A 15911-nucleotide genomic window follows, 5' to 3' on the forward strand; every position below is an offset into this window, starting at 1 on the left:
TGGGTTTTTCTTTGTCGGGAATGGAATAAATCAGCAACCGTCAGCTTAGAACTAAACTCCCGCTTAACCATCTTTTCACAGTTCACAAATCTTATGGACTCCAAAACCACAAGGTAGCCCTGATAATAAGGACAACCTTTTGAAGTCTAGACACGAACATTAATACAGCACACCAACTTAATGTCATTAGACACTTATTCATTACCTTTGTGAATCTACATTTAAATCAATAATATTCAATATCCTCATCTGCTCTTGTGATGACAACTTTCTGAAATTATTAACCATGGATCTTTCCAACTAGCTTAGAATCCCAAGTCCCTCATGGCTACTCAAGACAATTGCTTCATATCAAAATAAGAGCCATGCAGCATTAACATCGAACACTTTGATATTGGCTTGAATTGTCTCCAGAGATCGATTGTATTTGTTCTGTTCCAACTCACTCAGGGTTCCTTGAGATACTCCTATACGCTGAGAAAACTCAATTTGGTTGAGTTGATTAAGCTTTCTAATACCCCTAATTCGATCGATCACCTAACATTGACAAACAACACCCCCTTCTTCATGAAAAAAATCCCGATGACCTAATAAAGCATCATCGGGACTGTTCTAGCGGTTCCACACTTTTATTTCACCAGACAATTTGTGCAACATCAATTCCCAATTACTCCACAGTAACCGACTTCGCCAAATTCCGCGGCTTATCCACATCATGCCCCAGAGCCAGCGACGCGTAATAAGACAGCAACTGCAGCGGCACAACAGCCAGAGCTGGCGACAAAATCGGCAGCGTCTTCGGTATCGAGAATACTTCGTCGACAGACTTCGCGACCTCGCCTTCGAAGCCGCTGTTCGCGACCGCAAGCACGTGGGCGCCGCGCGCCTTCACTTCCTTAATGTTGCTAAGCGTCTTCTCGTACAGCGACTCTTGCGTCACCAGAGCGATGACCGGTACGCCGTCCTCGATCAGAGCCAGCGTGCCATGCTTCAGTTCGCCGGCGGCATAAGCCTCGGAGTGGATGTAAGATATCTCCTTCAGCTTGAGCGAACCTTCCTGAGCGACAGCGTAGTCGACGCCGCGGCCGATAAAGAACAGACTCTTGTGATGAGCCATGGACTCGGCGACTTGCTTGAGCACCAGAGCTTGCTCCAAAATGCTCTCAACTTGTTCAGGTAGCTCATGCAAACCTGCGATAATCTCCTCGACAGCGGATTGCTCCTGCGTACCCGCCACGCGAGCCAGATGCAGGCCCAGCAGATAGAATGCGATCAACTGCGAGGTGTATGCCTTTGTCGAAGCGACTGCGATCTCCGGTCCCGCCCAAGTCGTAATGACATCGTTCGCCTCGCGGGCGACGGAGCTGCCGACCACGTTCGTGATCGCGAGCACGCGAGCGCCGTTTTTCTGCGCTTCGCGCAAAGCGGCCAGTGTGTCGGCCGTCTCGCCGGATTGGCTGACGACGATGACGAGCGTATCTGGCGTAATAATGGGCGAGCGGTAACGGTATTCCGAAGCGACGTCGTTCTCGACCGGAATGCGAGCCAGCGTCTCGATGACCGATTTTCCCACCAAGCCTGCATGATACGCCGTACCGCAAGCGACGATATGAATTTTGCGGATGGAGCGGATATAATCATCCGTCATCGACAATTCTTTGAGATGGACGGACTTGCCGTCATCCGCGATTCTGCCGAGCATCGTGTCGCGGTAAGCTTTCGGCTGCTCGTAGATTTCTTTCAGCATAAAGTGATCGAATCCGGCTTTCTCCGCAGTTACCAGATCCCAATCGACATGGAATATTTCCTTGGAAATAGTATCGCCATCCGTCGTCATCAGTTCGACACCATTACGTGTCAGAACAGCCATTTCGCCGTCGTTCAGAATATACACATTGCGCGTATGCTCCAAAATGGCGGGAATGTCCGAACCGATGAAGTTCTCGCCTTCGCCGATGCCGATAACGAGCGGACTAGCGAAACGTACGGCTACAAGCCGCTCCGGCTCGTATTCCGTCAGCACGCCAAGCGCGAACGCGCCGCGCATCCGTTTTACCGCGCGTTGTACAGCCTCGACAATGTTGCCGTCGTATTCGTCAGCCACCAGATGGGAGATGACCTCCGTGTCCGTCTCCGATACGAACACATGCCCTTTGGCGATGAGCTCATCCTTCAGATCCAGATAATTCTCGACAATGCCGTTGTGCACGACCGAAAATTTCAAAGAATTATCCGTATGCGGATGGGAGTTTACGTCAGACGGCTTGCCATGCGTTGCCCAACGCGTATGCCCGATGCCGACGGAGCCTTCCAGCGGCTCACCCTTCAGCTTATCCTCCAGCATGGCGAGACGGCCCTTCGATTTCTTGATCTCCAGCCCTTTGTCCGTAAACACGGCGATGCCTGCCGAGTCGTAACCCCGGTACTCCAGCTTCTTTAGACCCTCGAGCAAGATTTCCTGCGACCCGCGATTACCAATATATCCTACAATTCCACACATATGAATAGACCTCCGTTAACGGTATATTTCCCCGTCCAGACGGATGCCAACCAAGGCGGCACAGGCAATTTATGAAGTTGTCTTATGATTTCCTCAAAGTAAGCATATTCCAAGAGAAGGTCGCCATCCCGAATTTCGAATCCGGCCATGCACCTTATCACGATCTCTATGATTACGAAAAAATAAGTGCGACAAAACCAACCCCATTGCCCGCGCCTTCCTCACAGGAGGCACCCCTGGACACTCGGGAGCGAATTTTTCATTCTGCTGCAGCCCGCCGTACGTTTGTCGGATTGGTCGCCCAATCGTTTTGCGTATCGGCTTTCGGTTGGCCGCTATATACCGGAAGGTCCCCGCCGAAATTTCGAACACCTTCACCTCGTCAGCTTTCCGTATGAAGCTTCGTCCATGCTCTCTACTCTAAGTCAGCACGTACATCAGCCTTCATCACGCAAGCTCTGGCGCTTATCAATCTGGAGTAACCTCTGCCCTCTCTTTCCTTCTTGAATGGAAGCCTACGTCTTATCATATTCATTTTATTCTGCCCGCGCAACCATTTTCTGAAAATGACGAGAAACGAACGGCCCAGCCGGCAACGAATATCCGTAACGGAAATTCGCTGCCGCTGTGACAACCGCATCCATCGACAACTTTCGATATGTTTAGCCTAGCGCGCTCTTTACCACGTTGGCAATCTGGTCGACGTAAGCCTCTACTTGCTCCTTGTCCGGGCCTTCCGCCATAACGCGGATCAGCGATTCCGTGCCCGATGGACGGACGAGTACGCGGCCATTGTCGCCGAGCTCATCCTCGACTTGTTTTACGGCAGCCAAAATAGCTTCGTTGCCGTTGTACAAGCTCTTGTCCGCGACGCGAACGTTTACGAGCTTCTGCGGGTACTTTCGCATCAGACCCTTCAGCTCGCTCAGCTTCTTGCCCGATGCCGCCAGCGTATCCACCAGCTGCAGCGCGGTCAGAATGCCGTCGCCTGTCGTAATATGGTCGAGGAAGATGACATGACCGGATTGCTCTCCGCCCAGGTTATAGCCGCCGCGGCGCATCTCTTCCATAACATAGCGGTCGCCTACAGCCGTCTGCGCCGTCTTAAGGCCGATGCTCTCGGCTCCCTTAAAGAAGCCGATGTTCGCCATCACCGTCGTCACGACCGTGTCATGGGCCAGCTTGCCCTCGCGCTTAAGCCGATCGCCGATAATGCACAGGATGAAGTCGCCGTCGACTTCTTCGCCTTTGTCGTCTATCGCGATCAGCCGGTCGGCGTCGCCGTCGAAGCTCAGGCCGAGATCGGCGCCAAGCTCCAGCACTTTCTCGCGTAAGTATTCGGGATGCGTCGAGCCGACGCCTGCGTTAATATTGCGGCCATCCGGCTCCGCGCCGACCGTCGTAATATCCGCTCCAAGCTCGCGGAATACGGCAGGGGCAAGCTCGTATGCCGATCCGTTCGCGCAGTCAAGCACGATCTTAAGGCCGCCAAAGCCCCCTTCGATCGTCGTTTTCAAGTAGTCCAGGTAACGCTTCTTCGCTCCTTCGTCCGTCGTCAACGTGCCGATTTCAACGCCCACGGGGCGAGGAAGTTCGTCTTGCTCCGCATCGATCAGCGCTTCGATTTCCAGCTCCGTATCGTCGGATAGCTTGAAGCCGTCTCCCGCGAAAAACTTAATGCCGTTATCTTCAACCGGATTATGCGATGCGGAGATCATGACCCCTGCGTCGGCCTCCAGCTCCTTTGTCAAATAAGCAACCGCCGGCGTCGATACGACGCCAAGCCGGACGACGTTCGCTCCGATCGACAGCAAGCCCGCGATCAATGCGGACTCCAGCATTGGTCCGGAGATTCGCGTATCGAGGCCAATGACAACCTTCGGCTGCCCCGTTGCCGTTCTCGTTAACACATAACCGCCGCAGCGGCCAATCTTATAAGCCAGCTCTGGCGTTAATTCTCTATTGGCGACGCCGCGAACGCCGTCGGTTCCGAAATATTTCCCCATATTTCCTGTTCTCCTTTAAGTACAATAATGGTGCATTCCTGATACGAATACGCAGCAAGCGCCTAGACGGTGACAAAAACGTCGAGAATCGCTCCTCTATGGCATCCCGCAAGCTTGGTTATTTATGAATTTTTATGTGGTCAACGAGCGTGTGCCGGTATTCCTGCCATCCCCGCCACTTGCTCCGCCTTCTTCAGCCGTTTCATTGCCGCTGCCGCCGCTATTATTGGAATTCTCTTCTCCGGGATCCGGCGTCTCGGTCGGCGTACCGCCAACTTCGATATCCTCCGGCGGTTCGGTCTCGCCGCCGCCGGACGAAGCCGACTCGTCCACGATCTCGATGGACGCCGTCAAGGGTTGTCCATCGTTTAATACAGCCTCAATATACGGAGGCAGCTCCAACTCCAGCGGTACGGTATGAACGCCCGGAGCGAGTCCTTCTACGTTAGCGGTGATGACGACATCCGTTTCCTTTACGTCCGCCAGCACGGCTTCAGCACCGGATAGCTGCAGACTCATCCGTCCGCTCTCCGGCGTACGCATTACAGCCTTCATTCCGGCAGGCGCGCCGACTACCGATATCCTCAAATTGTCGAGCGTGCGCGTCGCCGTCTTCTCCACGACTACGTCAAGCTCGATTTCGCCAGGAGACACGGCTTGAATGCCGTCGATCGGCGTTGCCTTCACCTTCATCTTGCCGGACTCCTTTACCTTGCTGAGATCCAGCACCGCGCCGTCATAAACCTGGATCGTATCCAGCTTGTCCTGCTGGGCGAAGACCGTAATATTTTCTATTGTCGGTCTCACGGACACCAGACTGAGGTTGTCGTCCAGCGTGCCGCTGTAACGAATTTGCAGCGGCACCTGCTTGAATGGCAGCGTAATCGGCACTTCCGCATGTATCGTGCTTGGCGTGACGAACGCTCCCGTAATCTCGACTCCCTCGGAGTCGTATACGACCACCTTGGCCTTCTTGTTGGAGACGGTTTTATCCTCATCCTGCACGTTCAGCGTGACGGCAACGACGCCGACCCGCTCCATGTCATCCTTCGGCAATGTCACTTCGACCGAGCTTCCATTCTCTGTTAATATCGAAGGCGTACCCATCACGTATCCTTCTGCCGGCTCGCCCTCCGTAATGATCTGCACGTCGAACGACTTGGTGACGATCTCCTCGATCTGCACGACGACAGTACGCGGAGACAGCTGGATCTCCTTGATGCCCCGAGGAAGCTTGACTGTCAATGGCAGCTCCTGCGGTCCCGGCTTCGCATTCGTCAGGTCGACGCTTACGACATAATCGTCGGTGGATGCCGCCAGCAGTTTGCTGATGCTGCCCTCCACGACGAGCTTCGTGACGGTCGGCTCCATAGCGGTCATGACATACTTCGATTGATCCAACCCCGTAGGCACAATGGTCGCCGCTTCGATCACTTTCGTATCGACGCTGGAAGCCGTCGTCTGCGGCGATGTCTCGGGATCGATATGTACCATTGCAAACAGAATGAGCCCCAGCACGACGGACACGATCTTTAGTGCCGTTGGATGATTTAGCCACTTATCCATCCTCTATACCCCCTTCCGCTTCCAGAACGGGGACTTGGCGGCTCCGCCGCTGTCCTTGCCCCGGCCGCTCGCCTTGGGAGTCAGCTCCTCGAAGAGCTTCGAGATGAGCGATTCTTCGTTAATGTCCCTAACGATCATGCCGTTTAGCGACAGCGTCACCTGTCCCGTCTCCTCGGACACGACAACCGCGAGCGCATCGCTCACTTCGGACACGCCGATGGCGGCGCGATGACGCGTACCCAGCTCCTTGCTGATGAAGGGATTTTCCGAGAGCGGCAAGTAACAGGCCGCAGCCATCAGCTGATTGCCGCGAAGGATAACGGCCCCGTCATGAAGCGGCGTATTCGGCGTGAAAATATTAATAAGCAGCTCCGATGTAATCTTCGACTCCATCGCAATGCCGGATTCGATCATCTCGCTGAGGCCCGTCTGCCGCTCGAAGACGATCAGCGCGCCGATCTTGCGCTTCGCCATATGCTGCACGGCACGGATAATTTCGTCGATCTGCTCGCTGAGCGCGGTCTTCTCCGGACTGTTGGAACGCGAGAACAGATTGCCCCTTCCCAGCTGCTCCAGCGCGCGCCGAAGCTCCGGCTGGAACAATATAATTATGGTCACGATCCCGAGCGTAAACATCTGGTTCATGAGCCATTTGAGCGTATAGAGATTGAGCCAGGTACTAATCGCCCAAGTCGCGATAAGCATAAAGATGCCCTTGAGCAACTGCACGGCGCGAGTTCCCCGAACCAGCAGAATCAATTTATAGATAATAAAGCTCACGATGCCTACATCGATAATATCCTTCAGCCAATCCTGCCATGTAGAATCCGTAAAGTAGTTCAAGCGTTCACCCCCGACTGCTGCCTGAAATTGCGTATATCTCTATTATCGCATTTCAACTGTATGTTTTTCTACTTTTGGCATGGGAATTCCTCTAAATTTGAAAAAAAAGCTTCCCTCCGGGAGGGAAGCCGTAGTTAATGAGTTGTTGCAGCGCCATTAAATGTCGATATGACCCTGTACCAGAACCAATCCAACGCTTGGTCGATCGTGCGGCTTTGACCGGCAATATGGCCCGTCGATGCCAGAACCATGGAGCCGTCGATCACCGTAACATCGCCGCTGACGGTGCCTTGCACCTCGAGCTGGCCGTTCTCCACGGTCAAATTGCCGATTAACGAGACACCCTCCGGTACGATGACGGTATTGCCATTGATGACGACATGCTGCAGATCCTCGCCTGCGACAATCAACTTGGAGTCCTGTTGCCAGGTCGCGAACATGCTGGTGAACATAACCAACAGGAACACCGCGGCAGCGGTCAGTCCAGGATAACGATAGATCATGCGGACGAAGCGGTTCCTCTTCTTGGTCTTGCCCTTCGGCAACGAAGACATGATGCGGTTCTTGAGAGCCTGCGAAGCTTGCGCATCATAACCCGAGACGGAAGCGTGGCTTCCTTCTAGAGCCAGGAATGCCGCAGCATCGGTCTTCTCCAGCTGTTCGAAGCGAGTTCGGCAATCCGGACAAGCAAGTATATGCTCGTGCAGGGCGCCCTTCTCTTCGCGCGGAAGCTCGCCGTCCAGATATTCGTGAATTTTGACGATGGCGACTTTGCATTCCATAGCAGCCAGTCCTTTCTTCTTGCTGTTGTTCATAATCTCGGTATAGGATACGTATCATCCCGAGGGATGTTTCAAAAATATTTTTAATAAAAGTTCACAGTCGATGTTCCAGCTTCTTGCGAAGAAACTCACGTCCGCGATGGACACGAGTTTTGATCGTCGTAACGGGCATGCCCAGAATGTCGCCAACTTCCTGCAGGGATAAGTCCTGTATGTATCTCAGCATCATGACGGACTTGTACTTGGGCGGCAGCGTCTCCATAGCCTGATGGATAATTCGCTGCGTATCCGACAGAACAACCTCGGACTCCGGCGTGCGATTGTCGCTCGGGATCATGGAATAACCGTCAAGCCCCTCGTACTCGCTGGACTCCGCGTCCAGGGAATAAGTCGGCTTGCGCTTGCGCAGCCTGTCGATGCATAAATTTGTCGCAATTCGGTAGATCCATGTCGAGAATTTAAGCGTTTCGTCGAACCGATCCAGATTCTTATACACGCGAAGGAACGTCTCCTGGACGACATCCTCGGCCTCTTGACGATTGCTAAGCATTCGGTACGCCATATGGAAAAGCTTATCCTGATACAGCTCCACAAGCTCTTCGAAAGCTTGCTGGTCGCCCTTCAGCGCCAACCTCGCAAGCTGGTTCTCCAGCACATTCACCTTGTCTATTCCTCCAAACTTCCGGTCCGCCCGGGGTTTCGCCGACCTTCAAGCCGACGACGTCCAGACTTCATACGCCGCGTCAATAACCCGCCAACACGCGCTCCTTCAAAAATGGTAATCCACCTGCTCCAAAAAAGCAAGCGATGTCGCCAATTATGCTGTTCTCGAGCCCAAAAATTAACCAGGAGGACCTAGGAAGAAGACAAGGAAGTATTATTAACGCTCCAGTCAGCACCCGGCAGAAAGCAGAAAGCAAGCCGCACCCCGGGGTACGGCTCGCCTCGCTGACATGCTTCGTGATCATAAGCTGACTTTTTTAACAACCTCTTATAGGGAGTTTGTTTTCAATTTTTCCAGAACCTCGAGAATAGTCGACGTTGGGATAGCAAATCCGATCCCCTGCGCCTCGGCGTTTACCGCCGTGTTGATGCCGATGACCTCGCCCCGTTCATTGAGCAACGGACCGCCGGAGTTGCCGGGATTGATCGAAGCGTCCGTCTGCAGCAGATGCTCGTAGACATGCTCGCCTTGCTCACCCTGGATCGTTATGGGACGTTCCTTGGCGCTTAGCACGCCTGTCGTCAGCGTATGATCGAAGCCGTACGGGTTGCCAATCGCCAGCACCCAGTCGCCAATGGCTGTCTCGTCGGAGTTGCCCAGCTTCAGAGCGGGGAAGGAGCCTCCACCGGGGTTCACCACCTTCAGCACCGCCAGATCGAGCTCGTAGCTTGCTCCCAGCACCTGAGCCGTTAGCGGCTCGTCGTAGCCTTCTACCGTCACCTTCACCTCGGAAGCGCCGGCAATAACATGCTCGTTCGTGAGAATGTAGCCTTCTTTGTCGAAGAAGAAGCCTGTCCCGGAGCCAGACAGCTGGAGCTCGCCAGTGCCGGTGTTGCCATCCTGAGTCCCGCTTTGACCGCGCGATCCCTCCTGCCCCTGTCCGCTTCCTCCTCTGCCGCCCATGCCGCCGAAGAACTCCTGGAACAAAGAATCGTTCAACCTGCGCGATTGCTGCTGCACCTCTGTGTAGTTCTCGATCTTCACTACAGCCGGGCTCGCTTGCTCGTATACGGATGCAATATTTTCACTCGGGTTCAGAGAGGCCGTGGATAAGCCCGCATCTTGCCCGGCATAACCTCCTGCCGCTTGCCCGGCCCCCGATTGGCCCGCCGTTGTGCCTCCCGTAAACAGATTGGCACGATCGGCCGCGTAGGACAGTCCGCCGACCATAATCGCGCCAGCCAGAAAGGCCGCCATCATCGGCAAGGCCGGATTCATCTTCGTTTTTTTCTTCGAGCTTTTTGAGCTCTTCGCGCTTCGAATTTCATTATAATAAGCTTCGAATTGCGGTGCCGCGTGAGTCACTGTCGCTTGTACCGTCGTCTTGTGCTCGCTTGACTCTGTTCCTTCTGTCCTTGCCTCCCTCGACTCATATCTGCTTTCATACCTGCTTGACGCTGTATCGTTATCCTTATTTGTGCTATGTTCAACATTGACATCGACTTTCGATTCCGGGCTATTGCCCGTCTCGCCCTGTGCTTGTCCGCTTTTGTAAGTATCCCATTCTCTCATATGTGTATCCCTCCCATGTCAGATTGACTTAGCTGCTAACGTCTTATCCGATAGCTCTATCATGAGGGATGTTCCTTAAACCAATCTTAACCCAGCCTAAATGCTACCTAAAATGATTTCCTGCTCTTGCTTTGCGAAAACAACGTCACTCACTGCCTATCGGACATAAATGACACTATTCCTCGATTTTTCAGGTTTTTAAAAATCTAACGGACACAGACGACCTTATCGGCATCATCAGAGCGCCAAGCGGCTCCATAACGACAAAATAACGTCGTTCCTGTCCTTTAGATTGGGGAGAGATCAAAAAACGGACAAATAGCGTCGCTGGTGTCTGTTAGAATTTCAACCTTTTGTTCACAAGACAGGGAGTCGCAAACTTCCCATATAACAAAAAAACAGCCGCCACAACAAAAAAAACAGCCGCGACAGAAGTCGCGGCCGGCTGGTCTCGTATCTATAAGATAAATCTTGCCTAGCAGGCACGAATCGAGTATTAGCCCGTATTCCGAAGGCCGGCTGCAATGCCGTTAATGGTTAGCAGCACCTCGCGGAGCAGCTCGGGATCATCCTCATCGTTAGCTCGCAGATCGCGAAGCTCCGACAGCAGTTGCACTTGCATGTAGCTGAGCGGGTCCACGTACGGATTGCGCAGACGAATGGATTCCTGGATGACCGGTACGTTGTCCAGAATCTCGTCTTGTCCCGTAATCTGCAAAATCAGCGTCGAAGTCAGATTGTATTCCGATTCGATCTGCGAGAAGATCCGATCGCGAACGGTTTGATCCTTGATCATCAGCGAATATTCCTTCGCGATGAGCAGATCCGCCTTGGCCAGCGCCATTTGCAGATTGTCGATCAGCGAGCGGAAGAACGGGAACTGCTCGTACATCGTTCTCAGTGTAGCGAGCTTCGACTCGTCGCCGCCCGCGTACGTTTGGAGCGCCGTACCGGCTGCATACCATGCAGGCAGCAAGTAACGGCTCTGCGTCCATGCGAAAACCCAAGGGATCGCGCGCAGATCTTCGAAGCGGTCGCTGTTCTTCCGCTTGGACGGACGGGAGCCGATGTTTAGCTCGCCAACCTCGGGCAGCGGCGTAGACTCCTTGAAGAAGGTCAGGAAGTCCGGATCGCGGAAGATCAGATCCTGATACTTGTTAAGCGCCGTATCGGAAATGGAGCGTGCAATGGAATCCCACTCGGCTTCCGCCTCTGCTTCCTGTTGCGGATACTTCGCCAGACGCGCCGCCGTAACAAGCGCCCATGTCGCTTGCTCCAGGCTGCGGTAAGCGATGCCCTTCATGAAGTAGCGGGAAGACAGCACCTCGCCTTGCTCCGTTATCTTGATGCCTCCGCCGATCGTATGCGGCGGCTGAGCCAAAATGCTGCGGTTCAGCGGCATGCCTCCGCGGCCAAGCGCGCCTCCGCGGCCGTGGAAAAACTTCAGCTTGACGCCATAAGCTTTGCCCGCGGCTGTAATTTCCTTAAGCGCCACGCGCAGCTCCCAGTTCGCCGTCACGACTCCGCCGTCCTTGTTGCTATCGGAGTAGCCCAGCATGATCTCATGCACGTTGTCTCTTGCTTCGATCGCCTTGCGGTATATCGGAAGCTCGAACAGTTCCTTCATAATAGCTGGGGCAGCATTGAGATCGTCGATCGTCTCGAAGAGCGGGACGGACTGCAGCGTGCAGCGAACCGTACCGTCGGCTTCCTGACGGAACAGGCCGACTTCCTTCGCGAATACCGCAACCTCCAGAATATCGCTGGCAGCCTCTGTCATACTGATCAAGTAGCTGGAGATGCAGCCTTCGCCGAACTCCTGTTGAGCGCGGTAGATGGTATGGTAGACATCCAGGCATTCTTGCGTCGACTCCGAATAATCCAAATGACCGGAAGTCAGCGGACGAGGATCGTTAAGCAGCTTATGCAGCAGCTCTGTCTTCTCAGCCTCGGAAAGCGATGCGTAGTCCGATACGATATGCATCTTGGACAAAATCTCGGACATCGCGTTCTCATGTTCCTTGCTGTGCTGACGAACGTCCAGCGCCATCAGGTGGAAGCCGAACAGCTCCACTTGGCGCAGAAGCGTAGCCAGATCCGTATCGGCGACGTAATCCGCATAGTGGTTGCGCAAGCTGCGGTCAATAACCAGCAGGTCCTCCCGCAGCTCTTCCGGATGGTTGTAACGCATAGGCGTGCCCTTAAGCGATTCGTCTCGCGTATTCGCAAGCTTCTCCAGCATAAAGCCTAACTTGATGCGGTAAGGCTCCTTCGCGTTGCGCCACAGATCGACGCACTTGAGCTCTACATGTTCGCGGTCGCTGCGGATGGAATCCTTGAGCTCCTCCGACACCTCGACCAGATTCGTGCTAAAGCTGAGCAGATCCATCAGACTATGGATCTTCTCTTCGTATTTGCTGATCGCCAGCTGGCGATGCAACTGAAGCGTCTCCCAGGTCACCTTGGCTTTGACGGACGGATTGCCGTCGCGGTCGCCGCCGATCCAGGATCCGAATCGGAGATATGCCGGCACATGCCAATGCTCCTCTGGATAGTACTTGGTCAGGCAGCGCTCAAGCTCCTCGTATACGCTTGGCAGCACCTCGAACAAGGTTTCGTCGAAGTAATACAGTCCGTTACGCACCTCGTCAATAACGGTAGGCTTGCGGTCGCGAAGCTCGTCGGTCTGCCAGAGGATAAGCACTTCGTTAAGCAGCTTCTCCTTGAGCTTCTCGCGCTCGCGGTACGTCAGCGTCGGATTGTCGAGCTGCATCACGTCTTCGGCAATACGCTTGTGGATGTCCAGCACCACTCTGCGAGTCGCTTCCGTAGGGTGAGCCGTCATGACAAGCTCCAGGGAAATGCCGCTCAGAATGTCCTGTACGTCGCCAACCGCAATGTTGCGTTCCTTTAAATCCTGGATAGCGCTCTCGATGGAGCCGCGCTGAACCGCTTCGCCAGCGGACACTTCATAATCCCGCTTCCGTCTAATCCGGTGGTTTTGCTCCGCGATGTTAACCAGCTGGAAATAAATCGCGAAGGCCCGGATAACCTGGTGGCGAATCTCCGGACTTAACGAAGAAACCTTCGTTTTGAATTGTTCGAACAGCTCCGGCACGAATTCCGCGCGAAGCGCCTTGCTCTGTTCCCGAATTTGTTCGACGATGTCCAGCAGTTCGCGGCCGCCTTGATGCACTAGCACCTCGCCAAGAATATTGCCCAGGAAGCGCACGTCCCGTCTGAGCAAATTGTTTGTGCTCGTTCGACTAGCCGACGTCGTTGATACAGATTGTTCCGACATACCGTTCCTCCTACAAGTCTGTGCAGCAAACCCACTCCGAAAGCATCAGCCCTGCTACGCGCACATGCCTAATTCTATCGTAAGGTTACTCTCAGTTAATATGGCGTAATCACTCCTACCATCATACTACAAAATACCCTGCCATTGAAGCCCTGAACCACAATCCAATCCTGACAAGGAGCCGCTATCCCGCTCTGGGAGCGGATTTTTTTCTGCTTTTCCGCTTTAGCGCGGCTATATTGCGCTATCCAGGGCCATTTCCCGCCGCCAAATTTGGTTTTTGTTTTATGGACTAGAAACAATTACCTTAATTTGAACGTTATACAATTGGCTAGCTTCCGCTAGAGGGTACCCGGAACGGAGGACGCGTATGAAGGCAAATTTCAGGTTTAAGAAAGCTGGATATGTTCTGTTTATGGCATTCTTGTTGGCAGGTTGTACGACTAACGGGAGCGAGGCAACGACGTTGAGTACGCCGATTCCCGAATCCACGCTCCATACAAACACAGTCATGGAAAGCGTATCTGACGAGCCTTCTCGAAAGGCTGCGATCATACTTGCTGATAAAATGCTGATCGGCGAATCCGATATTGGCAAGATCTACGCATGGGAGAATAAGTTATTTGCGAAAAGCCAAGAAGGAGTCTTGACGGAGATTGGCGGCCTCGATTCGGATAAGTTCAACGCTGTACTCTCGGAGGACGGCGGCCGCATACTCTATAATCGTGTGGAGCATAAAGGAACTTCTGCCCAAACTTCCTGCGAGCTAACGCTGTTAGACTTGGAATCGGGACAAGAAACTTCTCTCTCCCGCAATGATCAAGTGGAGCCTTGTCACTCCTTTGGCTGGCTGGGCAATCATGTTTATGTGCAATGGAATGAATACCCTGCCCCATTTGCCGGTGATACCTCTTTCACCGTCTTCGACGGAAGGAACGGCGAACAGCTCGAATCTGGCCGAATGTACCAATACCTGGAGGATAGCCAAACAAGAATCGTATTATTGCACTCGAACATTCCTTTTGAAGAACGCGATGGGTTGGAAGTCAACATTCGCATTGCCGCATTGACCATGGATGGCGCGTTTCATCTATTATGGGAGCAGCCTGTATACGAAGAACAATTTCGAGATATCCAGCTCTCTATAACACTAGGAGCGATGGCCATCTGGACTCATCATGTGCCCACCAATACCGCACGGCTATGGATGGCCTACGTGGATCCGGAGCAATGGAGTTCTGGAGAATGGACTGAGATAGAGATTAAGCCGAGTTCTGAGGCAGGGAGAATTAGCTTTGAAGAAGAAGGATTTGTGCTGCTGAGCGATGGCCGGCGATACCAAGTCCCCTAATACTTACAGAATAGAGCGGCATGATGCCGGGTCCGCTTCCGCGACTCCAGTATGCTGCTCACTACTGCTGGAGGACCAGCAGCCTCTCCAGAGCTATAGCGACGCCATCGTCGTCGTTGCTCGCCGTCGTCTCGTTGGCGATGTCCTTGAGCTCTTGCACGGCGTTGCCCATCGCCACCGAATAACCCGCCATTCGAAACATATCGATATCGTTGTGATCATCTCCGAATACGGCAATCTTCGATTCTTGAATTCCAAAGTGTCCGCATAACCGAAGGATACCCGATGTTTTAGAGACGGCAGGATTCATCATTTGGATCAGCGCACCTCCATCGGTCACCACGAACTGGGTTAACGGAGCGAACCTCTCTCGCAACACCTCGGCATCACGATACTCCGTCAACAATATTTTGGTCGCAGCCTGGCTCGCCAGAACCTCGTACGTTGCAAGCTCAGGGCGAAATCGCGGATGGTAGAACGCTCCGTCCGCTAAATCGCGATTCGCATACCACTTGTCGTTGACTTCTACGCTGAGATGAGCCGTAGGCAGATATTCTCCGCAATAACGAATAACCTCCGCCGTCACTTCGCTGGTCATAGGATGATGCTCGTCAATCCGCGCGGCCCTGTCGCGCACGATGGCGCCGTTATAACTTACGATAGAAGCACGCTCCAACAGCTCGCTCGGCAGCAGCTCTGCTACAGAACGCGGCGGCCTGGCCGTCGCGATGATGACCCGCAAGCCTTTCTCCAACACTCGTAATACGGCCGCCCGATTGCGTGCCGACACTTCCTTGGCGCTGTTAAGCAGCGTTCCGTCCAGATCCAGCGCGATGGCCCGAAGCTCCATATCCAACTCTCCTTCGTCAGTTTGTATATACAAAAAAACCTTCTGCATCGCAGAAGGCTGTCGGTTTAGATACTGGAGCGGGTGATGGGAATCGAACCCACGCTATTAGCTTGGAAGGCTAAAGTTCTACCATTGAACTACACCCGCATTATAAAAAAGATGGTCGGGACGACACGATTTGAACATGCGACCCCCTGGTCCCAAACCAGGTGCTCTACCAAGCTGAGCTACGTCCCGTTAAGTATGAAGCACTAGAAAAAATGGCGCGGCCTAAGAGATTCGAACTCCTGACCTTTTGATTCGTAGTCAAACGCTCTATCCAGCTGAGCTAAGGCCGCAAGATTATGGAGCGGAAGACGGGAATCGAACCCGCGACCCTCGCCTTGGCAAGGCGATGCTCTACCGCTGAGCCACTTCCGCACGGTAATGTTTTCAAGCAATTAGCTATCAATTCGTCGTGGCGACAAGTAATAATA

Annotated in this window: 11 protein-coding genes and 4 tRNA genes; 1 reads left to right on the forward strand and 14 read right to left on the reverse strand. The window is 53.5% G+C overall.

Annotation, left to right across the window (positions count from 1 at the left end):
• Positions 1 to 351 precede the first annotated feature (351 nt).
• The 9 genes from B1748_RS38125 to ppc all read right to left on the reverse strand — a co-directional run bounded on the left by B1748_RS38125 (position 352) and on the right by ppc (position 13234).
• Positions 352 to 537 (reverse strand): helix-turn-helix domain-containing protein, encoded by a 186-nt coding sequence (locus tag B1748_RS38125; RefSeq protein ID WP_087570665.1) that lies wholly within the window; start codon positions 535 to 537, stop codon positions 352 to 354.
• Positions 538 to 667: 130 nt separating this feature from the next.
• Positions 668 to 2500, reverse strand: a complete 1833-nt coding sequence (gene glmS, locus B1748_RS24975) for a glutamine--fructose-6-phosphate transaminase (isomerizing) (protein ID WP_087570666.1) — start codon at positions 2498 to 2500, stop codon at positions 668 to 670.
• A gap of 662 nt (positions 2501 to 3162) precedes the next feature.
• A complete protein-coding gene (gene glmM, locus B1748_RS24980) occupies positions 3163 to 4506 on the reverse strand; it encodes a phosphoglucosamine mutase (protein WP_087570667.1) in 1344 nt (447 codons plus the stop codon).
• Between the two features lie 132 nt (positions 4507 to 4638).
• Positions 4639 to 6072: a CdaR family protein gene (locus B1748_RS24985; RefSeq protein ID WP_087570668.1), complete on the reverse strand. Its 1434-nt coding sequence runs from the start codon at positions 6070 to 6072 to the stop codon at positions 4639 to 4641.
• Positions 6073 to 6075: 3 nt separating this feature from the next.
• The gene (gene cdaA, locus B1748_RS24990; protein WP_087570669.1) at positions 6076 to 6915 is read right to left on the reverse strand and encodes a diadenylate cyclase CdaA; all 840 of its coding nucleotides are present in this window, start codon (positions 6913 to 6915) and stop codon (positions 6076 to 6078) included.
• Positions 6916 to 7049: 134 nt separating this feature from the next.
• Positions 7050 to 7697 carry a zf-HC2 domain-containing protein gene (locus tag B1748_RS24995; protein WP_087570684.1) on the reverse strand — a complete coding sequence of 216 codons (648 nt, stop codon included), beginning with the start codon at positions 7695 to 7697 and terminating at the stop codon, positions 7050 to 7052.
• A 94-nt stretch (positions 7698 to 7791) separates the two neighbouring features.
• Positions 7792 to 8358, reverse strand: coding sequence for an RNA polymerase sigma factor SigW (gene sigW / locus B1748_RS25000; protein WP_087570670.1), 567 nt, complete (start codon positions 8356 to 8358; stop codon positions 7792 to 7794).
• A gap of 330 nt (positions 8359 to 8688) precedes the next feature.
• Positions 8689 to 9933: a S1C family serine protease gene (locus B1748_RS25005; protein WP_087570671.1), complete on the reverse strand. Its 1245-nt coding sequence runs from the start codon at positions 9931 to 9933 to the stop codon at positions 8689 to 8691.
• Positions 9934 to 10429: 496 nt separating this feature from the next.
• Complete coding sequence (ppc, locus tag B1748_RS25010) at positions 10430 to 13234, reverse strand: phosphoenolpyruvate carboxylase (protein ID WP_087570672.1); 2805 nt, start codon at positions 13232 to 13234, stop codon at positions 10430 to 10432.
• A 370-nt stretch (positions 13235 to 13604) separates the two neighbouring features.
• On the opposite strand from ppc, the gene B1748_RS25015 reads away from it, so the two are divergent.
• Complete coding sequence (locus tag B1748_RS25015; RefSeq protein WP_087570673.1) at positions 13605 to 14585, forward strand: hypothetical protein; 981 nt, start codon at positions 13605 to 13607, stop codon at positions 14583 to 14585.
• Positions 14586 to 14646: 61 nt separating this feature from the next.
• Here B1748_RS25015 and B1748_RS25020 read toward each other — a convergent pair whose 3' ends face one another.
• The 5 genes from B1748_RS25020 to B1748_RS25040 form a co-directional block, all read right to left on the reverse strand.
• Positions 14647 to 15435 (reverse strand): HAD family hydrolase, encoded by a 789-nt coding sequence (locus B1748_RS25020; RefSeq protein ID WP_179215817.1) that lies wholly within the window; start codon positions 15433 to 15435, stop codon positions 14647 to 14649.
• A 73-nt stretch (positions 15436 to 15508) separates the two neighbouring features.
• A tRNA-Gly gene (locus tag B1748_RS25025) sits at positions 15509 to 15582 on the reverse strand.
• Between the two features lie 13 nt (positions 15583 to 15595).
• Positions 15596 to 15672: transfer RNA gene (locus B1748_RS25030), tRNA-Pro, on the reverse strand.
• A gap of 24 nt (positions 15673 to 15696) precedes the next feature.
• Positions 15697 to 15773: transfer RNA gene (locus tag B1748_RS25035), tRNA-Arg, on the reverse strand.
• Between the two features lie 7 nt (positions 15774 to 15780).
• Positions 15781 to 15855, reverse strand: a tRNA-Gly gene (locus B1748_RS25040).
• Positions 15856 to 15911: the final 56 nt, after the last annotated feature.

This window comes from Paenibacillus sp. MY03, from assembly GCF_002165585.1.
Lineage (GTDB): Bacteria > Bacillota > Bacilli > Paenibacillales > Paenibacillaceae > Pristimantibacillus > Pristimantibacillus agaridevorans.

Excerpts from the sequence above, each read along its gene's own strand:
- B1748_RS24995 (WP_087570684.1), bottom strand. The coding sequence starts at position 7,697 with ATGGAATGCAAAGTCGCCATCGTCAAAATTCACGAATATCTGGACGGC.
- ppc (WP_087570672.1), bottom strand. The coding sequence starts at position 13,234 with ATGTCGGAACAATCTGTATCAACGACGTCGGCTAGTCGAACGAGCACA.
- B1748_RS25005 (WP_087570671.1), bottom strand. The coding sequence starts at position 9,933 with ATGAGAGAATGGGATACTTACAAAAGCGGACAAGCACAGGGCGAGACG.
- B1748_RS24985 (WP_087570668.1), bottom strand. The coding sequence starts at position 6,072 with ATGGATAAGTGGCTAAATCATCCAACGGCACTAAAGATCGTGTCCGTC.
- glmM (WP_087570667.1), bottom strand. The coding sequence starts at position 4,506 with ATGGGGAAATATTTCGGAACCGACGGCGTTCGCGGCGTCGCCAATAGA.
- glmS (WP_087570666.1), bottom strand. The coding sequence starts at position 2,500 with ATGTGTGGAATTGTAGGATATATTGGTAATCGCGGGTCGCAGGAAATC.
- B1748_RS25020 (WP_179215817.1), bottom strand. The coding sequence starts at position 15,435 with ATGGAGCTTCGGGCCATCGCGCTGGATCTGGACGGAACGCTGCTTAAC.
- B1748_RS25015 (WP_087570673.1), top strand. The coding sequence starts at position 13,605 with ATGAAGGCAAATTTCAGGTTTAAGAAAGCTGGATATGTTCTGTTTATG.